General features: G+C 52.4%; 21 protein-coding genes. 13 read left to right on the top strand and 8 right to left on the bottom strand.

Annotation, left to right across the window (positions count from 1 at the left end; translation table 11 throughout):
• The first annotated feature begins 8 nt into the window (after nt 1-8).
• The 3 genes from J1G48_RS10435 to mlrB all read left to right on the top strand — a co-directional run bounded on the left by J1G48_RS10435 (nt 9) and on the right by mlrB (nt 2,685).
• Nucleotides 9-647 (top strand): two component system response regulator, encoded by a 639-nt coding sequence (locus J1G48_RS10435; protein WP_000666335.1) that lies wholly within the window; start codon nt 9-11, stop codon nt 645-647.
• A gap of 178 nt (nt 648-825) precedes the next feature.
• Nucleotides 826-1,554 carry a MerR family transcriptional regulator gene (locus tag J1G48_RS10430; RefSeq protein WP_000122311.1) on the top strand — a complete coding sequence of 243 codons (729 nt, stop codon included), beginning with the start codon at nt 826-828 and terminating at the stop codon, nt 1,552-1,554.
• A 171-nt stretch (nt 1,555-1,725) separates the two neighbouring features.
• Nucleotides 1,726-2,685 carry a transcriptional regulator MlrB gene (gene mlrB / locus J1G48_RS10425; protein WP_001060733.1) on the top strand — a complete coding sequence of 320 codons (960 nt, stop codon included), beginning with the start codon at nt 1,726-1,728 and terminating at the stop codon, nt 2,683-2,685.
• Between the two features lie 121 nt (nt 2,686-2,806).
• On the opposite strand, the gene fumD is transcribed toward mlrB, so the two are convergent.
• The 3 genes from fumD to ttrS all read right to left on the bottom strand — a co-directional run bounded on the left by fumD (nt 2,807) and on the right by ttrS (nt 5,490).
• The gene (fumD, locus tag J1G48_RS10420; RefSeq protein ID WP_000165779.1) at nt 2,807-3,019 is read right to left on the bottom strand and encodes a fumarate hydratase FumD; all 213 of its coding nucleotides are present in this window, start codon (nt 3,017-3,019) and stop codon (nt 2,807-2,809) included.
• Nucleotides 3,020-3,116: 97 nt separating this feature from the next.
• Complete coding sequence (ttrR, locus tag J1G48_RS10415) at nt 3,117-3,737, bottom strand: tetrathionate respiration response regulator TtrR (RefSeq protein WP_000190927.1); 621 nt, start codon at nt 3,735-3,737, stop codon at nt 3,117-3,119.
• On the bottom strand, nt 3,712-5,490 hold the full coding sequence (gene ttrS, locus J1G48_RS10410) for a tetrathionate respiration histidine kinase TtrS (RefSeq protein WP_001214411.1): 1,779 nt from the start codon (nt 5,488-5,490) through the stop codon (nt 3,712-3,714). The genes ttrR and ttrS overlap by 26 nt, the downstream gene beginning before the upstream one ends.
• A gap of 181 nt (nt 5,491-5,671) precedes the next feature.
• On the opposite strand from ttrS, the gene ttrB reads away from it, so the two are divergent.
• The 10 genes from ttrB (at nt 5,672) to J1G48_RS10360 (ending at nt 17,785) form a co-directional block, all read left to right on the top strand.
• On the top strand, nt 5,672-6,406 hold the full coding sequence (ttrB, locus tag J1G48_RS10405; RefSeq protein WP_001523928.1) for a tetrathionate reductase subunit TtrB: 735 nt from the start codon (nt 5,672-5,674) through the stop codon (nt 6,404-6,406).
• Entirely contained in the window at nt 6,407-7,429 is a 1,023-nt protein-coding gene (ttrC, locus tag J1G48_RS10400; protein ID WP_000149758.1) for a tetrathionate reductase subunit TtrC, read from the top strand.
• Complete coding sequence (ttrA, locus tag J1G48_RS10395) at nt 7,422-10,484, top strand: tetrathionate reductase subunit TtrA (protein WP_000002347.1); 3,063 nt, start codon at nt 7,422-7,424, stop codon at nt 10,482-10,484. The genes ttrC and ttrA overlap by 8 nt, the downstream gene beginning before the upstream one ends.
• Before the next feature lie 322 nt (nt 10,485-10,806).
• A complete protein-coding gene (locus tag J1G48_RS10390; protein ID WP_000471803.1) occupies nt 10,807-12,033 on the top strand; it encodes a PfkB family carbohydrate kinase in 1,227 nt (408 codons plus the stop codon).
• An 11-nt stretch (nt 12,034-12,044) separates the two neighbouring features.
• Nucleotides 12,045-12,782, top strand: a complete 738-nt coding sequence (locus J1G48_RS10385) for a glutamine amidotransferase (protein WP_000697179.1) — start codon at nt 12,045-12,047, stop codon at nt 12,780-12,782.
• Between the two features lie 58 nt (nt 12,783-12,840).
• Nucleotides 12,841-13,734 carry a proline iminopeptidase-family hydrolase gene (locus J1G48_RS10380; RefSeq protein WP_001000514.1) on the top strand — a complete coding sequence of 298 codons (894 nt, stop codon included), beginning with the start codon at nt 12,841-12,843 and terminating at the stop codon, nt 13,732-13,734.
• 21 nt (nt 13,735-13,755) lie between these two features.
• Nucleotides 13,756-15,099: an APC family permease gene (locus J1G48_RS10375; RefSeq protein WP_000756089.1), complete on the top strand. Its 1,344-nt coding sequence runs from the start codon at nt 13,756-13,758 to the stop codon at nt 15,097-15,099.
• A gap of 401 nt (nt 15,100-15,500) precedes the next feature.
• Nucleotides 15,501-16,913, top strand: a complete 1,413-nt coding sequence (gene pykF / locus J1G48_RS10370; protein WP_000751447.1) for a pyruvate kinase PykF — start codon at nt 15,501-15,503, stop codon at nt 16,911-16,913.
• A 310-nt stretch (nt 16,914-17,223) separates the two neighbouring features.
• Entirely contained in the window at nt 17,224-17,460 is a 237-nt protein-coding gene (gene lpp / locus J1G48_RS10365) for a murein lipoprotein Lpp (RefSeq protein WP_001082307.1), read from the top strand.
• Nucleotides 17,461-17,542: 82 nt separating this feature from the next.
• Nucleotides 17,543-17,785, top strand: coding sequence for a major outer membrane lipoprotein (locus J1G48_RS10360; RefSeq protein ID WP_001679885.1), 243 nt, complete (start codon nt 17,543-17,545; stop codon nt 17,783-17,785).
• Nucleotides 17,786-17,850: 65 nt separating this feature from the next.
• Here the strand turns inward: J1G48_RS10360 and J1G48_RS10355 are convergent, their stop codons facing one another.
• The 5 genes from J1G48_RS10355 to sufC form a co-directional block, all read right to left on the bottom strand.
• Entirely contained in the window at nt 17,851-18,852 is a 1,002-nt protein-coding gene (locus tag J1G48_RS10355; RefSeq protein WP_000817059.1) for a L,D-transpeptidase family protein, read from the bottom strand.
• 154 nt (nt 18,853-19,006) lie between these two features.
• Nucleotides 19,007-19,423 carry a cysteine desulfuration protein SufE gene (sufE, locus tag J1G48_RS10350; protein WP_000729468.1) on the bottom strand — a complete coding sequence of 139 codons (417 nt, stop codon included), beginning with the start codon at nt 19,421-19,423 and terminating at the stop codon, nt 19,007-19,009.
• Between the two features lie 12 nt (nt 19,424-19,435).
• Complete coding sequence (gene sufS / locus J1G48_RS10345) at nt 19,436-20,656, bottom strand: cysteine desulfurase SufS (RefSeq protein ID WP_000143859.1); 1,221 nt, start codon at nt 20,654-20,656, stop codon at nt 19,436-19,438.
• Nucleotides 20,653-21,924, bottom strand: coding sequence for a Fe-S cluster assembly protein SufD (gene sufD, locus J1G48_RS10340; protein WP_000907942.1), 1,272 nt, complete (start codon nt 21,922-21,924; stop codon nt 20,653-20,655). The genes sufS and sufD overlap by 4 nt, the downstream gene beginning before the upstream one ends.
• Nucleotides 21,899-22,645, bottom strand: coding sequence for a Fe-S cluster assembly ATPase SufC (gene sufC, locus J1G48_RS10335; RefSeq protein ID WP_000948904.1), 747 nt, complete (start codon nt 22,643-22,645; stop codon nt 21,899-21,901). Before sufC ends, sufD begins: the two co-directional genes overlap by 26 nt.
• Nucleotides 22,646-22,660: the final 15 nt, after the last annotated feature.

The following is a 22,660-nucleotide window of genomic DNA, read 5'->3' as shown; positions in this document are numbered from 1 at the left end:
GCAGCAAAATGAAAGAATATAAGATCTTATTAGTAGACGATCATGAAATCATCATTAACGGCATTATGAATGCCTTATTACCCTGGCCTCATTTTAAAATTGTAGAGCATGTTAAAAATGGTCTTGAGGTTTATAATGCCTGTTGCGCATACGAGCCTGACATACTTATCCTTGATCTTAGCTTACCTGGCATCAATGGCCTGGATATCATTCCTCAATTACATCAGCGTTGGCCAGCAATGAATATTCTGGTTTACACAGCATACCAACAAGAGTATATGACCATTAAAACTTTAGCCGCAGGTGCTAATGGCTATGTTTTAAAAAGCAGTAGTCAGCAAGTTCTGTTAGCGGCATTGCAAACAGTAGCAGTAAACAAGCGTTACATTGACCCAACGTTGAATCGGGAAGCTATCCTGGCTGAATTAAACGCTGACACGACCAATCATCAACTGCTTACTTTGCGCGAGCGTCAGGTTCTTAAACTTATTGACGAGGGGTATACCAATCATGGGATCAGCGAAAAGCTACATATCAGTATAAAAACCGTCGAAACACACCGGATGAATATGATGAGAAAGCTACAGGTTCATAAAGTGACAGAGTTACTTAACTGTGCCCGAAGAATGAGGTTAATAGAGTATTAACCAGGGGCGTCCGATGGTATTAAGCATTGGTCATATTTTGATGAGCCTTACGCCACGCAGTATTGCTCATCATCGACAAAATCCATACGGATGCCCTGGTATGCCGCACCATTTATCACTACCTTAGTCTTCATTTGATCATGATATAGTAGAATCCCCTTATTTAACGGGCTTTACCATGTCGTATTCTATAGGCGAATTTGCCAGACTATGCGGTATCAATGCCGCCACGCTAAGGGCATGGCAGCGACGCTATGGTTTATTGAAACCGCAGCGTACTGATGGCGGGCATCGCTTATACAGCGATGACGATATTCGACAAGCGCTTAGCATCCTCGACTGGGTGAGAAAAGGCGTACCGATAAGCCAGGTCAAACCCTTACTGTCGCGTCCGGTCATTCGCCTGGGCGATAACTGGATAACGATCCAGGAGACGATGCTCCAACATCTCCACGAAGGGCGAATTGACGCGCTGCGGCTGTTGATTTATGACTGTGGCCGGGAATATCCTCGCGCAGAACTGGTGACCCATTTATTGCGTCCGTTGCGCAGCAAAGTGTCCGCGCACCTTCCCGCCGTGATGACGCTGCGCGAAATACTGGATGGCATCATTATTGCTTACACCTCTTTTTGCCTTGAAGGCGACAGAAAAGCGCCTGGCAACAATGCCTTTATTAGCGGATGGCATCTCTCGGATCACTGTGAAATCTGGCTGGAAGCGTTGACTCGTACCGGACAAGAGCTGCGGCTCAATGTGCTTCCCTCTCCACCAGCCGCGCTGGCGCCCGAGCTGTTCGCCCAGAGAAAATGGTTCCTGGTGACCACCGGAAAGCTCACTGCCGGGCAGAAAAAACAGCTTGCCCAGTGGCGCAACGTGGTCGCTTCGCTGGAGGTTATCACGCTATAAGCGCTGAAATAGATTTCTTCCCTTCATTCTATCTTATTGATATTTAACTACGCAAAAAAAATCTCCGCGAAAACTTAGACAAAAAAACAAAGTTGTGTAAGTTTTAAATAAGCGTGAGATAACATTTTGCGCCATTGGCGTCAGTCGTCGTACTTTCAATAAGGGGGAATCATGAATAACAAACCCGTAGTCGGCATTAGCGGATGTCTGACTGGCGCCACGGTACGCTTTGATGGCGGACATAAGCGTATGGATTTTGTCATGAACTCTCTGGCGCCGTGGGTGGACTACAAACCGATCTGCCCGGAGGTGGCGATCGGCCTGCCCGTGCCTCGCCCTGCGCTGCGTCTTATCCAGACGACCTGTGGCGACATTCGGATGCGCTATAGCCATGCCCCGCACGATGACGTCACCGAGCGAATGAATGCCTTTGCCGATCGGTTTCTGCCAACAATAGGCGAACTGGCGGGGTTTATTGTGTGTGCAAAATCGCCCAGTTGCGGAATGGAGCGCGTTCGCCTGTATGATGAAAAGGGTAACAGGGGCCGCAAAGCTGGCACGGGGCTGTTTACCGCCGCGATGATGGACAAATATCCCTGGCTGCCGATAGAGGAAGATGGTCGCCTGCACGATCCGGTACTACGCGAGAATTTCATCGCACGTATCTTCGCGCTACATGAATTAAATGCGCTACGCGCGCAGGGCTTGAGTCGTCACAGTTTGCTCGCGTTTCATAGCCGATACAAACTTCAGCTTCTCGCCCACCACCAGGCCGGCTACCGCGAAATTGGCCCTTTCGTCGCGCGTCTGCATGAGTGGGGCGATCTGGATGCCTTCTTTGTCCGATACAGAGAAAAACTGATGGCTATCCTGCGCCACCCCGCTTCACGTAAAAATCACACCAATGTGCTGATGCATATCCAGGGCTATTTTCACCGCGCGTTGAACAGCAGGCAACGCGCGGAATTACGCGAGGTGATTCTCGGCTACCGGGCGGGCCAACTACCTATCCTGGCACCGTTAACGCTGCTGAAGCACTATCTGGCGGAACATCCAGATGACTATCTACGCAGCCAGAATTATTTTGAGCCGTACCCTGATACGTTAGGGCTGCGCTTAGCCATCACCTGATAACCCTGCGCATCGCTAACGGCGGGCAACCAGCCCGCCATGGTGACAATCGCGACGATTCAAAGGCGATGCCCACTAGCATTTCGTCATTGCCAACAGGCCGTTCCCACCATGATACCGGCTATGACCGCGCCAGAGCGTTAATCACGGTTTCCATAGCCTGTTTTTCTAACGCGCTACGTTGGATGCGTTGATTCGCCAGCGCGGTTCTTAACACGCCCGCAATAACAATATATTTAGGCTCCTGCCCCAGATCGCGCATTTCCAGCACGACCTTGCCCACCACCCGGCACATCTCGCGGTACAGTTCGTCATCTTTTGTCGGTTTTGTCATACGCTTTACTCGTCGCCAGCTCAAACCAACAGAATATAACAGTCTTCTCAATTAAACAAAATTTGATAAAAATCAAAGAAATAACGCGGTTTATTATTCATGGCTCATACGTTGTTCGTATTCTGGTCTCTGGCGAGGCCATTTTTTCGAAACGCCTAATCAGTTCCGCCAGGCTACCGGCCTGCATTTTTTCCATGACTCTGGCGCGGTGCACCTCTACGGTACGCACCGCGATATTCATCGCTTCCGCAATTTCACGGTTCATAAATCCTTTTGCCACCAGGCTGGCCAGCTCACGCTCTTTCGGCGTCAACTGCTGGTAACACAGTATAATCTCACGACGCGCCACCGCTGCCGATGAAACCGTCAGCGCACGCTCCAGCGCCGCCTGTAGCGGTTTTACCGATACCGGTTTTTGCAGAAAATCGACGGCGCCGCGTTTCATCTGCTCCACGGCCATCGGTACATCGCCATGCCCGGTAAGAAAAACAACCGCCAGGGTACTTCCGCACTGGCGCAACGCATCATGAACGCCCTGCCCATCCAGTACCGGCATTCGCATATCCAGTAATACGACCCCGGCCTGATACAGACTGGCCTGCGCCAAAAAATCCGCCCCCTGCGTCCAGCATTTTACGTCATATCCCAGACTTTCCAGTAAAAACGCGCACGCGTTAGTGACCGCCGTATCATCATCCAGTAGATGAATTGTCGCCATCCCTGCCCCCATTTTCATGTAAGAAATGTATCGTGACCACCGTTCCCGACAGACCGTCCGGCGCGGTCTGGTTCCTGATACTGATATCGCCCCGCCCATACCGCACCAGCCGCTGGCAAATCGCCAGCCCTAAGCCCATCCCCTCTTTGCGGGTGGTCATAAACGGCTGAAACGCCTGACGTAATAGCGCCTCATCGATTCCCCCGGCGTTATCCTGTAAAGCGATACTGATGCCGTGTTCAGTGCGTTCAGCAACGACCCATAAATGGGTGGCGCCCGCCTGAGCCGCATTAAGAATGATATTCGCCAGCACCTGTTCCAGCAGCACTGACGGCAGCGTTACGCGCAGCGCAGCGCTAACCTCGGTATGCAGAGTCACTGTCGGAAACTGTTGCGCCATACGCAACAATTGCCAGACATGATCAATCGCCTCGCGAATGGCTATGGCCTTCCACGCTTCGGTTAGCACCGGGTTGCCCTGCGCCTGGCTGACCCAGTGACGCAGGTTACGCAGAGTATCCGCACCGCGTTGCGCCTGCTGGTCAATCTGCTCCAGCGCCGGCAGCAAGGGATGCTGTTCATCTGCAGCGCGCAGTCGAATCAGGCCCCCCTGGGCATAATGTCGAATCGCGGAAAGCGGCTGATTAAGCTCATGGGCAAACCCGGAGGTCATTTCACCCAACACGCTCATTTGCCGGGCGGTTTCCAGCGCCCGCTCATGCTGATGAAGGACTACATTATTACGTTCCAGTTGTTTTCCGCGTCGACGCACCAGCAGCATGACCCAAATATAATTGAGCGTGAGCAACAGGAACGCCAGAATCACGCCACCGACCATTAGCTGGTGCTGGATTAACCAACTTTTGACATCCAGCCACAGTCGGCGCTGCTGAGGGTGCTGACGAACATCACGCAGCAAAGCTTCCACCTGACTGGTCGACGCTGGCGCGCCCCAGTGAAATGACGCGGCGGCGGGCGCGTTGAATAGCGCTCGCGTTACGCGATCCGCCAGCGCATCGCTTACCGCAGGTAGCGCCGCGAACGACCAGTCAGGATATAACGGCGTACTGGTTAAGCAAGGCAGTGGCGTCGGTCGGGAAAGCAGCGCGATAAAGTCCTTTTTATTAATCAATCCTTCCTGATCCATATTTTCTAACAGGCACACTGGCACAATTGCCGCCTGCACCGCTTTTTCGCGCAGCATATAGACTAAGGCATCGCCAGGAAATCCGGTAAAACGAAGATGAAAATCGCGCTCCGGGCGTAAGCCCGCGTCGCTGAGCGCTTTATAGCCTAATAAATAGCCGCCAAACGCCTGAGCATCAATCGCGCCGACTGTCTTACCGATGAGATCATGCGCCGTGGTGATGCCGCTATCGCGCCGGGTCAAAATCACGCTGCCAATAACATTACTCACCGCTTTCCCATCGCGCGTGGAACGCAGGGAAGCTAACCAGCGCAGCGGCGCATGGCTGTTCAGTTGGACAAATTGCGCCGGGTTGGTTATCACAAACTGCACGGTTCCCTGGTTAACGGCTTCCTGCATTTGATGCAGATCCAGCGGCTGGATATGAAAGGTTTCGCCTGGAAGCTGTTGGCTTAATGTCTTTGCCAACGGTTGCCAGTGGCTACGCGTAGACGCCTCGCCGCGCATGGCCAAAATACCGATATTCCACGTCCCTGCCCACGCGCCATGACAAAGTAGCCCTACTGCCGCCAACACCGCCAGGCGCCTTACGGTTTTACCTCTCACCCCAATATCCCTGTCAATTATGTTGTTTTAGATCAACAACAAGCCGGGTATGTGGTTAACCACAATAGAGCACACCCCGTCTCGATTTTTACACTGTAAATCATCAACATTTTTTATTCATTACACATGAACCAACATCGTGACAAATGTTTCATTGTTGGCAATGTGGACGGGAGTCAATATGGACAGCAGTAAACGGCAATTTCTCCAGCAGCTCGGCGTCCTGACCGCTGGCGCCTCGCTGGTTCCGCTGGCTGAAGCGAAATTTCCTTTTTCGCCGGAGCGGCATGAAGGCTCTCCCCGACACCGTTACGCCATGCTTATCGACCTGCGGCGTTGTATCGGCTGTCAGTCCTGTACCGTAAGTTGCACTATTGAAAACCAAACGCCGCAGGGCGCGTTTCGTACGACGGTGAACCAATACCAGGTCCAGCGTGAAGGTAGTCAGGAAGTCACGAATGTGCTATTGCCGCGTCTGTGCAACCATTGCGATAACCCCCCCTGTGTGCCGGTCTGCCCGGTACAAGCCACCTTTCAGCGGGAAGATGGCATTGTGGTGGTGGATAACAAACGCTGCGTCGGCTGCGCCTATTGTGTCCAGGCGTGTCCTTACGACGCCCGATTTATCAATCATGAAACGCAAACTGCCGATAAATGCACGTTTTGCGTCCATCGTCTGGAAGCCGGGCTGTTACCCGCTTGCGTAGAGTCCTGCGTCGGCGGCGCGCGTATTATTGGCGATATCAAAGATCCCCATAGCCGCATCGCCACCATGCTTCATCAGCATCGCGACGCTATCAAGGTATTAAAGCCGGAAAACGGCACGTCGCCCCATGTTTTCTACCTGGGTCTGGACGACGCCTTTGTCACCCCATTAATGGGCCGTGCGCAGCCCGCGCTTTGGCAGGAGGTCTGAATGACGCATTCACTCATCATTGAAGAAGTGCTGGCTCACCCGCAGGACATTAGTTGGCTGCCGTGGGCGGTACAATATTTCTTTTTTATTGGCATTGCCGCCTGCGCCGCACTGTTTGCCTGTTATCTTCACTGGCGGAAAAAAGACGCCGCAACAGAAGAAAATCGGGCATTACTGATTGCCATTACCTGTGCGATTACCGCACCGCTGGCGCTGACGGCGGATCTGCACCAGACTGCCCGCGTCTGGCATTTCTATGCCTGGCCGACGCCCTGGTCGTGGATGCCCTGGGGAGCGTTGTTCCTGCCGCTGTTTACCGGATTTCTCGCTCTGTGGTTCCTGGCGCAGCAGATTAAACGATTATTCAATAAAAGTTACAACGTCACTAAATGGTTGGCGTTAGCCAGCGCGCTTTGCGCGGTGGGCCTGTTGATTTATACCGGCCGCGAAGTCTCCGTTGTGCTGGCGCGCCCAATCTGGTTTAGCTACGCCTTCCCCGTGGCGATGTTCCTTAGCGCCTTACAGGCGTTCTTCGCGCTGATGATTGTCGCCGCCCGACGCGACTCGGTAAGGCTGCCAAAAATATTGTGGGGACAAATCTGGACGCTGGCGGCGCTGGGGCTGGTTGTGGCCATGTGGGTTAGCGGCGATACGCTTTCCGGCACGGCAATCCGTCAGTGGATTACCGTCGCCCTGTCAGCCAAATATTACGCTGTCGGCTGGCTAGCGCTGTGGGTATTCACGCTGCTGTTCTGTAGCCTGACGCTACGTCATCCGTTATCGCAGCTAAGACGCGTCCTGCTGGTTCTCAGCGCGCTGGCGCTATGTTGGCTGATGCGCTGGACATTGTTGATTCAGGTACAAACCGTCCCCAAGTTCAACGCGCAATTTAACCCTTACTCGTTACCAGGCGGAACGGATGGCTGGCTGGCTATTCTCGGCACCTTCGGCCTGTGGATAGCGCTACTGATTATTATTCGTGAAACGCTGAACGGACTCACCAGGAGATTACAACATGGCTAATTTAACCCGTCGTCAGTGGCTAAAAGTCGGTCTCGCCGTCGGTGGGATGGTCACTTTTGGTCTGAGCTACCGTGATGTGGCGAAACGCGCAATTGATGGCCTGTTAAACGGGACATCCGGCAAGGTAACGCGCGACCGCATCTTTGGCAATGCGTTAATTCCGGAGGCGCAGGCGCAAACGCACTGGCAGCAAAATCCACAACAAACCATCGCCATGACGCAATGCTTCGGCTGTTGGACACAGTGCGGTATCCGCGCCCGGGTTAATGCCGATGGCAAAGTGATACGCATCGCCGGCAATCCCTATCACCCCTTGTCGCAGGAACACCCGATTGACTCGTCCGTCCCTTTTAGCGAAGCCATGGAGCAACTGGCGGGAGAAAGCGGTCTTGACGCCCGCTCAACCGCCTGCGCGCGCGGCGCCACGCTGCTGGAAAGCCTGTACAGTCCGCTACGACTGCTTGAACCGATGAAACGCGTGGGTAAACGCGGCGAAGGGAAATGGCAGCGCATCAGCTTTGAGCAACTTATTGAAGAAGCCGTGGAAGGCGGCGATCTGTTTGGCGAAGGTCATGTGGACGGACTGCGCGCTATTCATGCGCCGGATACGCCAATTGACGCAAAGCACCCCAGTTTCGGGCCCAAAACCAATCAGTTACTGGTCACGAATACCAGCGACGAAGGCCGCGATGCGTTTCTGCGTCGTTTTGCGCTAAATAGCTTCGGCAGCAAGAATTTCGGCGCGCATGGCGCCTACTGTGGACTGGCTTACCGGGCCGGCTCCGGGGCATTGATGGGCGATCTGGATAAAAACCCGCATGTCAAACCCGACTGGGAAAACGTGGAGTTTGCGCTCTTTATGGGCACCTCCCCGGCACAGTCCGGCAATCCGTTTAAACGCCAGGCACGTCAGTTGGCGAGCGCCCGACTGCGTGAGAATTTTCAATACGTCGTGGTTGCCCCCGCCCTCCCCTTATCAACGGTGCTCGCCGATCCTCGCGGTCGCTGGCAACCGGTCATGCCCGGCAGCGATTCGGCGCTGGCAATGGGGATGATCCGCTGGATCATGGATAATGAACGTTATAATGCTGATTATCTGGCGATTCCCGGCGTACAGGCTATGCAGCAGGCCGGCGAGCAAAGTTGGACCAACGCCACGCACCTGGTCATTGCGGATGAACTGCCGACGCTTGCCGGACAACACCTGACGCTGCGCCATCTTACGCCCGATGGCGAAGAGACCCCTGTCGTGCTGAATACCGACGGCGAGTTGGTCGATGCGTCCACTTGCCGACAGGCACGGCTTTTCGTGACGCAGTACGTTACGCTCGCCGACGGCCAACGGGTCACGGTGAAGAGCGGGTTGCAACGCCTGAAAGAGGCGGCAGAAAAGCTCTCGTTGGCGCAATACAGCGAACAGTGCGGCGTACCGGAAGCGCAAATTATCGCGCTGGCGGAAACCTTTACCAGTCACGGACGTAAAGCCGCGGTCATCAGTCACGGCGGCATGATGGCCGGCAATGGGTTTTATAACGCCTGGTCGGTCATGATGCTTAACGCGCTGATCGGCAACCTCAGCTTGTCCGGCGGCGTCTTTGTCGGCGGCGGCAAATTCAACGGCGTTAGCGACGGCCCCCGCTACAACATGAACAGTTTTGCCGGAAAAGTGAAACCGTCCGGGTTAAGTATTGCCCGTAGCAAAACCGCTTATGAAGCATCGGAAGAATACCGCGACAAAATTGCCGGCGGGCAATCCCCTTATCCAGCCAAAGCGCCGTGGTATCCCTTTGTGGCAGGCCAGCTTACCGAACTGTTGACCTCCGCGCTCGAAGGCTATCCTTATCCGCTTAAAGCCTGGATTTCCAATATGAGCAACCCGTTTTACGGTGTTCCCGGTCTACGCGCCGTGGCGGAAGAAAAGCTAAAAGACCCTCGCCGACTGCCGCTCTTTATCGCGATTGACGCCTTTATGAATGAAACGACGGCGCTGGCGGATTACATTGTGCCGGATACGCACAATTTTGAGAGCTGGGGCTTTACGGCGCCCTGGGGCGGCGTAGCCAGTAAAGCCACTACCGCCCGCTGGCCGGTTGTCGCCCCCGCCACTCGCCGAACGGTGGACGGGCAACCTGTCTCAATGGAAGCATTTTGTATTGCGGTAGCAAAACGGCTCCATCTGCCCGGCTTCGGCGACCGGGCGATAACCGATCCGCAGGGCAATACTTTTCCACTGAACCGGGCGGAAGACTTCTATCTGCGCGTAGCCGCTAATATCGCCTTTATGGGCAAGACGCCGGTCGCGCTGGCAAATCAGGAAGATATTTCGCTTACCGGCGTCAGCCGCATTCTGCCAGCAATTCAGCACACGCTTAAAGCTGATGAGGTCGGTCGCGTGGCGTTTATCTACTCGCGTGGCGGCCGGTTTGCGCCCGAGGATAGCGGCTATACGGAGCAACGGTTAGGTAACGCGTGGAAAAAACCCTTACAGATCTGGAATGCAGATGTCGCCGCCCACCGTCACGCCATCACCGGGGAGCGCTTCAGCGGTTGCCCGGTCTGGTATCCGGCGCGTTTGTCAGATGGTCGTGCGATTGACGACCAGTTTCCCATTGGGCAATGGCCGCTGAAACTGATTTCATTTAAATCAAATACCATGTCCAGCTCAACAGCCGTCATCCCGCGCTTACACCATGTGAAGCCAGCAAACCTGGTGGCGCTGAATCCGCAAGACGGCGAGCGTTATGGACTGCAACATGGCGATCGGGTACGGATCATTACGCCGGGCGGTCAGGTCGTGGCGCAAATCAGTTTGTTAAATGGCGTGATGCCAGGCGTCATCGCCATCGAACACGGATATGGCCACCGCGAGATGGGCGCAACGCAGCACTCTCTGGATGGCGTGCCTATGCCGTATGATCCACAAATCAGGGCAGGCATAAATCTTAACGATCTGGGCTTTGCCGATCCGACAAGAACCATTACCAACACCTGGCTCGACTGGGTTTCTGGCGCGGCAGTACGTCAGGGGCTGCCGGCAAAAATCGAGCGTATATAACCCCCGGGCCGGAGAGCGATATCGTCTTATTTCGTCGAGGGTAGCGACTGATAAGCGAACGCTGTCCGGCTGCATATACTCACTGAATCGTGCAAGCCCAACTATTTTACGTTCACCCCGTCATATTACATAGAAAATATATGACAACACTCACAAAACTATTTTCCCCTTCTGTAAGCAATTAATATTTAACACATTAGCTGCGCTTCTGATTATTGACATTCATTTGGGGTTACTTCCGGTTGACCGCATAATCTGTGATTGAATTCACCGCATGACAACATTGCCATAAATACAATTCAACTCACTACCCGGAGGCAATATGTTTAAAGAAGAAAGACGTCATGCCATCATTAATTTACTGATAAAGGATAATAGTGTTAGCGTCAGTAAACTTTCAGACCTTTATAAGGTTAGCCAGGAGACTATTCGTTCCGATCTACGCTATTTCCAGAAATCAGGTATGCTTCAGCGTTGCTATGGCGGAGGGATTTTAAACCGTGACGCGCTGAGTAAGCTTATCACTGAAAATAAGATTGATATCTCCAGCACTATCGCCACGCCAATCCATCAGGATGCAAAACTGCGCCGGGAAAACCCAAAAAAAGCAGGCAAGGTGTGTGTTTTAGGCTCATTCAATATTGATGTTTCAGCAACCGTGCCGTGGTTTCCACAAAGCGGAGAATCCATTCTGGCCAGTCAATTTGGATTCTATCCTGGCGGTAAAGGAGCCAACCAGGCTTTAGCGGCGAACAATGCCGGCGCTGCGGCACATTTTATTTTTAAAGTGGGCAAAGATCAGTTCAGCGCATTTGCTATGAATCATATTATTCAATCAGGTATCGCCTCATACAGCGCGTATCAAACAGATAAAGCGCCCACCGGTAGCGCATTGATCTATGTCTCCGCCGTGGATGGCGATAATATTATCGCCATCTACCCTGGCGCCAATATGATGCTCACCACGCAAGAGATTAACGAGCAACACCGTTATATCGCCGAGTCTGACGTTATGTTAATGCAGCTCGAAACGAACATTGAAGCGTTGACTGAATTTATTCGTCTGGGCAAACAAGAAAATAAAATGATCATGCTGAATCCTGCCCCCTATACGAAACAGGTGACGCATTTATTATCTGATATTGACATCATCACGCCGAATGAAACTGAAGCCTCTTTTTTATCCGGCGTAACCATTACTGATATTAATGATGCGAAAAAAGCCGGAAATATTATTCTGCAATCCGGGGTGAAAAAAGTCATCATTACCCTTGGCGCCCGTGGATCTCTGCTCTGTGAGCACGCCCGCACGTTGTATATTCCTGCGTGGAGCGCCGTGGTAAAAGATGCCGCCGGGGCCGGTGACGCTTTTAATGGCGCCTTAGCCGCCGCGCTGGCGCGACAAGCAGACATGGTCGCAGCCATTCAATATGCCTCCGCTTTCGCTTCTCTGGCGGTGGAACAAGTCGGTGCGTCGAGTATGCCTCAGCACTTGCAGGTTTTACATCGAATGCGTACCCAATCTAATAAAGTCATTCACATTAATTAACAGGTGACATAATGAAAATTTTATTTATTGGCGAATCCTGGCACATTCATATGATTCACTCTAAAGGTTTTGATAGCTTTACATCGAGCAAATATGAAGAAGGCGCAGACTATTTATTATCCTGCTTACGCCAGGGTAATATCGATGTGGACTACATGCCTGCCCATATTGTGCAAACTCGTTTTCCACATACCGCCGAAGCATTAGCCTGCTATGATGCGATCGTCATCAGTGATATCGGTAGCAATACGTTCCTGCTACAAAACAGAACGTTTTATAATATGGACATTATTCCTGATGCATTACAACTTATCGCCGATTATGTTGCTGAGGGCGGCGGTCTGTTGATGATCGGCGGGTATTTATCCTTTACGGGAATAGAAGCAAAAGCCAATTATAAAAATACGGTTCTGGCGGAGGTATTGCCGGTTGATATGCTGGATGTAGATGACCGCGTAGAACTACCGCAAGGATGTAAAGCAGTAAATACTGCGGTAGAGCATGTTATTACCCAGCCATTTAGCGAATGGCCGCCGCTGTTGGGCTATAACAAGCTTATCGCCAAAGAAAATAGTCAAGTCCTTGCTGAAATTAATGGCGATCCACTGTTAGTTATGGGTACTTACCATAAAGGGAAAGTATGTTGCTTTGCCAGTGATTGTTCGCCGCACTGGGGAAGCCCGCAGTTTCTGCAATGGGAACATTACGCCACCTTCTGGTGTAATGTTTTACACACAATAAAAAAATAATATTACCCAGGCGAATATAAATTTCGCCTGCCCTGCCACACACTGAGTCATTAAGAATATGAATGATACTTATCTCTATGGCGAAATGTTTTCTGAAAACATATTGACAAGCTATCGGATTTATGGAGACAGAAAATCATTACTCACGCCGCTCATTATCCTTCATGGCGGCCCTTCTGGCGGCTTTGATTATTTATTAAATTATCGCCGTCTGGCTGATGACGGGCGCATGGTAATATTTTACGATCAATATGGCTGCGGTCGTTCAACGCATTTTCCTCATGCTGACGCGTCTTTCTGGACTATTGCGCGTTATCTCAGTCAATTAACCCAATTAATTCATCACCTGGGTATTGGACACGGGTATTCGATACTGGGACATTCCTGGGGCGGAATGCTTGCCGCAGAGCACGCCTGCTTACAGCCTGCCGGGCTTCGCGGGACGATACTGGCCAGTTCGCCGGCCAGTATCGCCCTGTGGCAACAGGAAGCCATACGGCTCTTTAACGCTCTGACGCCAATGTCCGATGACGATATCAAAAACGTCATTATGCCCGCCGTCATTTATCAAAACCCACCGGAACAGCTGGTCGCTTATTATGCCAGACACGTTTATACCCTCGCGGAAGAAGCCGTTCATGTTCAGCGCTCTAATGCGCAGTTCGCCGCCGACCCTACGGGTTATCACATTTTATGGGGAACCAATGAACTGGCGGCAAATGGCAAACTTGCCGACTGGGATATTACGCCCCATTTGTGCCAGATACGCTGTCCTGTTCTGGTACTGCGCGGCGAAAACGATCAGGCAACCGAGCGCGTCGTCTCTCCGCTTCTCTCTCACATTTCAGACTGCCGCGCGGTCACTATTCCTGGCAGCAGCCATAACCCGCATGAAGAAAATATCGCGCCCTGCCTCGCAGCGGTAAGCGCGTTTTTACGCGATCTGGCATAAAAAGCCATTAAGGTATTTATCATGAAAAAAGTCAAAAAATTGTCTCTTACCGATTTAGTGCTTTATGGTCTGGTGTTTATGGTGCCTATCGCGCCAGTCTCTCTTTATGGCGTCGTTTATAATCTTTCGCACGGTATGGTTGCGCTGGTTTATATTATTGGCGCTATCGCGATGTTTTTTACCGCGTACAGCTACTCTACCTTATCGCAGCATATCTCCTCGTCGGGTTCGGCCTATGCGTATGCTGGCGTATGCATTAATCCCGCCGTAGGGTTTCTGACCGGATGGATATTACTGCTGGATTATCTTTTGTTCCCTACGCTCGTGGCAGTGCTGGGCGGCGTCGCGGTCCACGCTATTTTACCGCAAATCCCGGTCTGGGTCTGGCCGTTGATTTATGTGGCTATCGGCACCGGAGTCAACTATCTCGGGATACAGCAAACGGCGAAATTCGATAAGTTACTGGTCTTTATTCAACTCGGTATTCTGGCGATTTTCGTGCTACTCATTGTCCGTCTGATGCTGCTGGACAGTAGTCAGATAACGCTTTCCTTCCGGCCTTTTTTCGATTCACAGTGGTTCACCCCAGGGCTCATCGCGACGGCGATTTCGGTGGCTGCGCTGAACTTTCTCGGCTTTGACGCTATCAGTACATTAAGTGAAGAAAGCGAAGGCGGGGGACGCGCCGTCAGTAAAGCAACGCTGTTGGCGTTAGTTTTGGCGACGGTACTGTTTATTATCGTTGTGGCGTTTGCGGCGTTCGCCACCGGTAATGTCGACCGCTTCGCGGAAGGCAATGCGACGAATGAAGCATTTTTCACCATTGCCGGCAACGTTGGCGGTATCTGGCTCAAAGTGGCATTTTCCATCATTGTGGCGTTTGTGTGCGCCGTCGGCAACATTATTACCGCGCAAACGGCGGTGTCCAGAGTGCTATTTTCAATGGGGCGCGACCGAATGTTGCCCGCCTTCCTCGCTCACGTCCATACCACGCGTAAAACGCCGGATTATGCCATTCTGTTTACCGGCGGCGTCACCCTGCTGCTCAGCTACCTGTTTTCCGGCAAGATTGAGTCTATCTCCACGCTGGTGAACTTTGGCGCGCTTTTCGCTTTTTTTGTCGTGAACCTGTGTGTGTTTATCCTGTTCAATTTCCGGATGAAAGCCCAGCGGCGCATTTTCGCCCATGTCATTTCGCCGATCATGGGGATGATCGTCATCGGCTACGTCTGTTTAAACATGAACATTCACGCTCTGATACTCGGAATTAGCTGGGCGGCGATCGGGATAGCGATTCTGTGCTATCGAAAAGCACATAACCAAAACATCGCCATCGACCTGGAAGGCAAAAAGTTGCTCGATTGACATTATGCGCAACAACACCCACTGTTGCGCAACGCCGCCCCTGTTCGGGCGGCGTTATCGCCAGCGACATCGTAAACAGCGTAATAACAAACCGTTGTGGATCTGCACAGATGTCTTTTGAAACAGGGTTTTCATTTTCCTTTTTTGTAAATTTCAGCGTATAATGCGCGCCAATTGTCTCTTGAATGGTTTCAGCGCATTGGACTGTAAAACTCAACGACTAAAATTATCCCCTTCCCGTTGGGCTGAAACGCGAGCACACATTCCTCTGCACGCTCTTTCGATGTCACCTATCCTTAGAGCGAGGCATCATCACTTTAGCAACACAGGCTTAGCTTCCGGGCCGTGCGCGCCCGAAGCCAGATTTCCATATCCTCCTCAACTTAAAGACTAAGACTGTCATGAAAAAGACGAAAATTGTTTGTACTATCGGTCCGAAAACCGAATCCGAAGAGATGTTAAGCAAAATGCTGGACGCGGGCATGAACGTGATGCGTCTGAACTTCTCTCATGGCGATTATGCAGAACACGGTCAGCGTATCCAGAACTTGCGCAACGTGATGAGCAAAACCGGGAAAAAAGCCGCTATTCTGCTTGATACTAAAGGACCAGAAATCCGCACCATTAAACTGGAAGGCGGTAACGACGTTTCGCTGAAAGCGGGTCAAACCTTCACTTTTACCACCGACAAATCCGTGGTCGGTAATAATGAAATCGTTGCCGTCACCTATGAAGGCTTCACCAGCGACCTGAGCGTTGGCAACACCGTCCTGGTTGACGATGGTCTGATCGGTATGGAAGTGACCGCCATCGAAGGCAATAAAGTCATTTGTAAGGTGCTGAACAACGGCGATCTGGGCGAGAACAAAGGCGTTAACCTGCCGGGCGTTTCTATTGCTCTGCCAGCGCTGGCTGAAAAAGACAAACAGGACCTGATCTTCGGTTGCGAACAGGGCGTTGACTTTGTTGCTGCGTCCTTTATCCGTAAACGTTCTGACGTTGTCGAAATTCGCGAGCATCTGAAAGCCCACGGCGGCGAAAACATCCAGATTATCTCTAAGATCGAAAACCAGGAAGGCCTGAACAACTTCGATGAAATTCTCGAAGCTTCCGACGGCATCATGGTTGCGCGTGGTGACCTGGGCGTAGAAATCCCGGTTGAAGAAGTGATTTTTGCGCAGAAAATGATGATCGAAAAATGTATCCGCGCACGTAAAGTCGTGATCACCGCGACTCAGATGCTGGATTCTATGATCAAAAACCCGCGTCCGACCCGCGCAGAAGCAGGCGACGTAGCGAACGCCATCCTCGACGGTACGGATGCGGTTATGCTGTCCGGCGAATCCGCCAAAGGGAAATACCCGCTGGAAGCCGTTTCTATCATGGCGACCATCTGCGAACGTACCGACCGCGTCATGAACAGCCGTCTGGACTACAACAACGACAGCCGTAAACTGCGCATTACGGAAGCAGTATGCCGCGGCGCGGTAGAAACCGCCGAAAAACTGGAAGCGCCGCTGATCGTGGTAGCGACCCAGGGCGGTAAATCCGCTCGCGCCGTGCGCAAATACTTCCCGGACGCCACCATCCTGGCATTGACCACCAATGAAGTGACCGCCCGTCAGTTAGTACTGAGCAAAGGCGTGGTATCGCAGCTGGTGAAAGAAATCAATTCTACTGATGATTTCTACCGTCTGGGCAAAGATGTCGCCCTGCAAAGCGGCCTCGCCCAGAAAGGCGACGTCGTAGTGATGGTCTCCGGCGCGCTGGTTCCAAGCGGCACCACTAACACCGCCTCTGTTCACGTACTGTAATAATTGTTGTGTGAATTAATTTGTTTAAAAAAGCGCCCTTCCGGCGCTTTTTTTATTTAATCGATAGCCACTATTAATAAAAAAATCAAATCGGATTTTACTATCTAATTGCGGATTATCTAAGAAGAATCCGATGGAAGCCCCCTGTTTTCTTTCGGTTTTTTAGGGACTTTCATGCATTTCGATGCTTCTTTGAGCGAACGATCAAAAATAAGTGCATTCCCATCAAAAAAATATTCTCAACATAAAAAAGTTTGTGTAATACTTGTAACGCTACATGGAGATTAACTCAATCTAGAGGGTATTAATAATGAATCGTACTAAACTGGTACTGGGCGCGGTAATCCTGGGTTCTACTCTGCTGGCTGGTTGCTCCAGCAACGCTAAAATCGATCAGCTGTCTTCTGACGTTCAGACTCTGAACGCTAAAGTTGACCAGCTGAGCAACGACGTGAACGCAATGCGTTCCGACGTTCAGGCTGCTAAAGACGACGCAGCTCGCGCTAACCAGCGTCTGGACAACCAGGCTACTAAATACCGTAAGTAATAGTACCTGCGTAATAAAAATGGCGCACATCGTGCGCCATTTTTTTTACCCATATAACCACGCAAAGTATAATGTTATTGTTATGAACCGTACTAACCAGCTGATCTTAGGTGCAGTAGTTCTGGGTTCCACGTTACTGGCCGGTTGTTCAAACAACGCTAAAATCGATCAGTTGTCTTCCGATGTACAGACGCTGAGCGCTAAAGTTGAGCAACTGAGTAATGACGTAAATGCAATGCGTTCCGACGTTCAGGCTGCTAAAGACGACGCAGCTCGCGAGAACCAGCGTCTGGACAACAAAGTAGTATCCCACGTCCGTAAGTAATTTGACGCACGATATAAAATGGCGCACATCGTGCGCCATTTTTTTGTCCGTCGTTTGCGCGAAGGCTACTGCGTCGCGCGCGTTTGCCCCTCTTCCCCGACAAAACCGTTCTGAGCGGATTCGACTGCGGTCGTATTTACCGCTGGCGTCTGCCCGGCGCTCACGCTGACTGGATACCCGGCTCGCCGGTATAGCGCCTTATCGACCAGGCGACTATCCACCCCTTGCGCGTTTCTGAACGCGGTAAATTCCGCAGGCAACACGTAGGGCATCGTCTGCACGTTTTGCTCTTCTTCCGGCGATAGCGGCCTGTGCACCTCTACATAACGAATGCCATTCGGCTCGACAGAGAATTTCACCGGCTGGTTAATCACTTTTACCGGCGTCCCCGTTCTGACCTGCGCAAATAACGCTTTGATGTCCGGCGCGTTCATGCGAATGCAACCGGAACTCACGCGCAGACCTACGCTATCCGGCGCGCTGGTGCCATGAATGAGATATTCCCCATTACCGTGCGCCAGACGCAGCGCATAGCGTCCCAGCGGGTTATTTGGCCCGGCAGGGATCACCGGCGGCAGCGTGATCCCCCGCTCAAGCGAACGTTGGCGTATGCCCGCCGTCGGCGTCCACGTCGGGTTGGGGATCTTTTGCCCTATCCGGGTGTCCATGACGGGAGTTTCCAGTCCCTGCAAACCGATGCCGATGGGATACACCTGAACGCGGTTTTCTCCCGGCGGGTAATAATACAGCCGTAGCTCCGCGAGGTTGACGATAACGCCTTCCCTGGGCGCATCCGGCAATAGCATCTGCGAGGGAATGGTAATTAGCGTACCGGGCTTAGGCACCGGCGCAATCGTATTGTTCGCTTCAAGAATGAGCATCGCCGCCGTATCAAAACGCCGGGCGATAGCCTGCAGGTTTTTATCACCTTCCTGTACGGTATAGGTTTGATTCTGACCAATAAGACGGCTGCCTTCGGGCGGTAATGGATAATCAACCGCCCAGGCTGCCTGTAACGCGCTATACGCGCCGATAATAGTTAGCGTAATGAAAGACGCACGTTTCATACCAAACCTCCTGTATTCCTGGTGATGCCCTCTGCGACGACTGGTAGCGCTTCGCTTATCAGAACAACAAAATATACGCTCTGTCCACTCTGGATAAAGCGACGTCGCCGTCCGACAAAGGATTTGACATCAGGTAGAACGCTGTCTGTACAGTTTAGCTAAGAGTGGCGGCCTTAGCGCGAATTGCGCGAATCATTGCTTCCAGCCCCTGAGAACGAGAAGGTGTGAGGTGCTGCGCAAGCGCCATTTTTTCGAACCATGGCCGGACATCAAAATGCACAATATCCTGCGCCGTCATTTGGTGGTACAAAATAAATACCACCGCCATAAGGCCCTTAACGATCGCCGCGTCGCTGTCGCCCTGCAATTCGATAATGCCGTTGGCGTTTCGCCGCATCACGATCCACACCTGGCTCTGACAGCCATGAATCGTATTTTGCGGATTACGATCCTGCGGATTTAACTCCGCCAGGCGCTGCCCCAACTCAATAATATATAAATATTTCTCTTCCCAATTAGCGCAACGCGTAAAGTTACGCAGCAGTTTTTCTTTATCCGGTAGCGCAGCCATAAAACCTCACTGTTATCCCAATAAGCGGTGGATACGCGTTAATCCTGCCACCAGTCGGTCCACTTCTTCATGGGTGTTATACATCGCCAGCGAAGCCCGGCACATTGCCGGCACGCCATACCAGGCCATGAGCGGCATTGCGCAGTGATGTCCCGTTCGTACCGCGATACCGTAATTATCAAGAAAGCTGCCGACGTCGTAAGCATGGTGTTTACCCAGATTAAACGCGATGACGCCCAATCGCTGCGCCGGACCATACAGCGTGATATCAGGCACCTGCGCCAGTTGCTCCAGCGCATAGCGCATCAGCATCTGCTCATAATCGCCAATCTTATCCAGTCCCAGCGACGTCACATAGTCAATCGCCGCGCCGAGACCGATGATGCCGCCAGTATTCGGCGTTCCCGCCTCAAAACGCCAGGGCGCTTTCGCCCATGTCGTTCCCTGCGTCAGGCTGACGGTCGAGATCATCGACCCGCCCCCTTCCCACGGCGGCATTTCTTGCAGCAACGCCTCTTTAACATACAGAATGCCGATGCCGGTCGGCCCGTAAAGTTTATGGCCGGAGAAAACGTAAAAATCGCAGTCCAGCGCCTGGACGTCAACAGCATGGTGCATCACGGCCTGGGCGCCATCCACCAGCACTTTCGCCCCATGCTGGCGCGCCAGCGCAATCATGTCCGGCAGTGGGTTTTCCGTCCCCAGCACATTGGAAACATGGGTAATGGCCAGCAGTCGGGTCCGGTCATCGAACAGCGCAGCTAAGGTCTCCAGCCGCAGCGTACCGTCAGGATGCAACGGGATCACGCGCAGTTCAGCGCCTTTGCGCTCGCACAGCATCTGCCAGGGAACGATGTTGGCGTGATGCTCCATCTCGCTGATGATAATGTTATCCCCGGCGCGAATATTTTCCGTTCCCCAACTGTTGGCGACAAGGTTAATGCCCTCCGTCGTACCGCGCACGAACACCAGTTCTTCTGCGGAGCGGGCGTTAATAAACCGCGACGCCTGCTTACGCACATTCTCCATGCTTTCGGTCGCCTGCGCGCTTAACGTATGGATACCTCGATGTACCGCAGCATAGCCGTGACGGTAGAAGGCAGATTCAGCATCAATCACCTGATTAGGTTTTTGAGCGCTGGCTGCGCTGTCCAGGTAAGCCAGCGGCAGGCCGTTAACTTCACGCTGCAGTATGGGAAAATCCGCCCGTACTTTTTCTACAGGAAATGTCATACCAGGCCTCCGGGCAGTCGCTGGCCGATTCGCGCCAGCACCTGCTGTTTAAGGGCGCTATCATGGATAGCTTCCGTTAACTCTGCGGCAAACGCGTAAAGAATCATGTGCCGCGCCTCCTGCTGTCTGATGCCGCGTGATTGCAGATAAAACATCTGCTCATCGTCAATACGCCCGATCGTCGCGCCGTGGCTGCACTTCACGTCATCGGCATAGATCTCTAATTGCGGTTTGGTATCGACTTCAGCCAGTTTCCCCAACAACAGGTTATTATTGGTCATCTGGCCGTCGGTTTTAATGGCGTGTTGCGCCACGTTAATCAGGCCATTAAAGACCGCGCGTCCTTTGTCGCTGACGATGGTCTTGTGCGACTGGCGGCTGTTACAGTAGCCTTTGTTATGTTCCAGCCATGTCCGCGTATCGCAAACTTCATTTTTCACCGGCATCGCCAGACTATTCAGTCGAAGCGTCGCGTTTTCACCATTCAGTTGTGAGCTGCTGTGGTGACGTAGTACTGCGGCGCCCAGCAGAAAACTGTGGCTAAACGCCGAGGCGTCTGTCGCCAGCAGAAGATCGTTATGCGCAAAGTGATAGCTGGACGCATTTTCAAACGCCAGTTTGATATGATGCAGTTGCGCATTGTCTGCAACGTTCATCGTCAGACGCGCGCCGGTAAAATGTTTTGCCGCTGTAAGGCTGACATAATGCTCAATAACCGTCGCTTCCGCGCCTTCCGCCAGCGCCAGATGGTGGCGATAATGCGCGGTGTTCAGCTCGTCGCCATCCACGCCCTGCGTGATATGCATTAACAGTAGCGGCCTGGTCGGACGCTGATTTCGCCGTACCTGTATATACGTGACACATTGCGCCAGGCTTTCCGTCAGATGCAGAAAAACCTCAGGCTGTACCGGCGCGGCAAGCGTCTGGCGCTCATCCCTGACGCTAACGTCAAATCCGCTGTTTTGCGTGCTATCACTGAGCTCTGGCATAAACCGACCATCGACAAACACCAGCCGCACGGCATCGATTTGCAGCGCCAACGCATCACGCTGTGCGGCGCTGATAGTCGCACACTGCTGGATAAACTGGCTATGGGTTAAGCCCTCCAGCGGCGTGTATTTCCAGTCTTCATGTTTACGCGTCGGCAATCCCAGACGTAACATCTGTTGTAAATGTTGTCTTGCCTGCTCAGTTCGACTTTCTCTTTTTTCCTCAAAGAGATGCTGCCATTGCTGTAGCGCTTTACTGCTGTTCGGTAAGCCAGCCATAACCCTGCTCCTCCAGTTGTTTGACCAGAGTAAAATCGCCGGATCGGACAATTCGCCCCTGATAGAGGACATGGACGTAATCGGGTTTGATATAGTCCAGTATGCGCTGATAGTGGGTCACGATAATAAAAGCGCGTTTATCGTCGCGTAACGCGTTGACGCCTTCCGCCACAATTTTCAACGCATCGATATCCAGTCCGGAGTCCGACTCATCAAGGATGCACAGTTCCGGCTCCAGCACCGCCATTTGCAAAATATCATTGCGCTTTTTCTCCCCGCCGGAAAAACCGACGTTTACCGAACGGGTCAGTAAATCTTCCGGCATTTTCAGCAATGCGATCTTTTCTTCCATCAGATCCTGAAAATCAAAGCGATCCAACGACGTCTGCCCGCGGTAGGCGCGCACGGCATTCAGCGCGGTTTGCAGGAAAAACTGGTTACTGACGCCGGGGATTTCTACCGGGTACTGGAAGGCCATAAAAATCCCTTCGCCCGCCCGTTCCTCCGGCGACAGTTCAAGCAGATCTTTACCCTTGAACGTAACCGAGCCGCCGGTGACCTCATAATCTTCACGTCCCGCCAGGGTGGCGGAGAGCGTGCTTTTCCCGGAACCGTTCGGCCCCATAATGGCGTGAACTTCGCCGGGGCGAATCTCCAGATTCAGGCCACGCAAAATCGCTTTTTCTTCCACACTGACCTGTAAATCTTTAATGCTTAACATGGGTTTTCCTTCATC

The organism is Salmonella sp. SAL-020 (assembly GCF_017372215.1).
Classification (GTDB): Bacteria; Pseudomonadota; Gammaproteobacteria; order Enterobacterales; family Enterobacteriaceae; genus Salmonella; species Salmonella enterica.
Note: the sequence above shows the minus strand (reverse complement) of the source record. Positions and strands in the feature narration are given on the sequence as shown.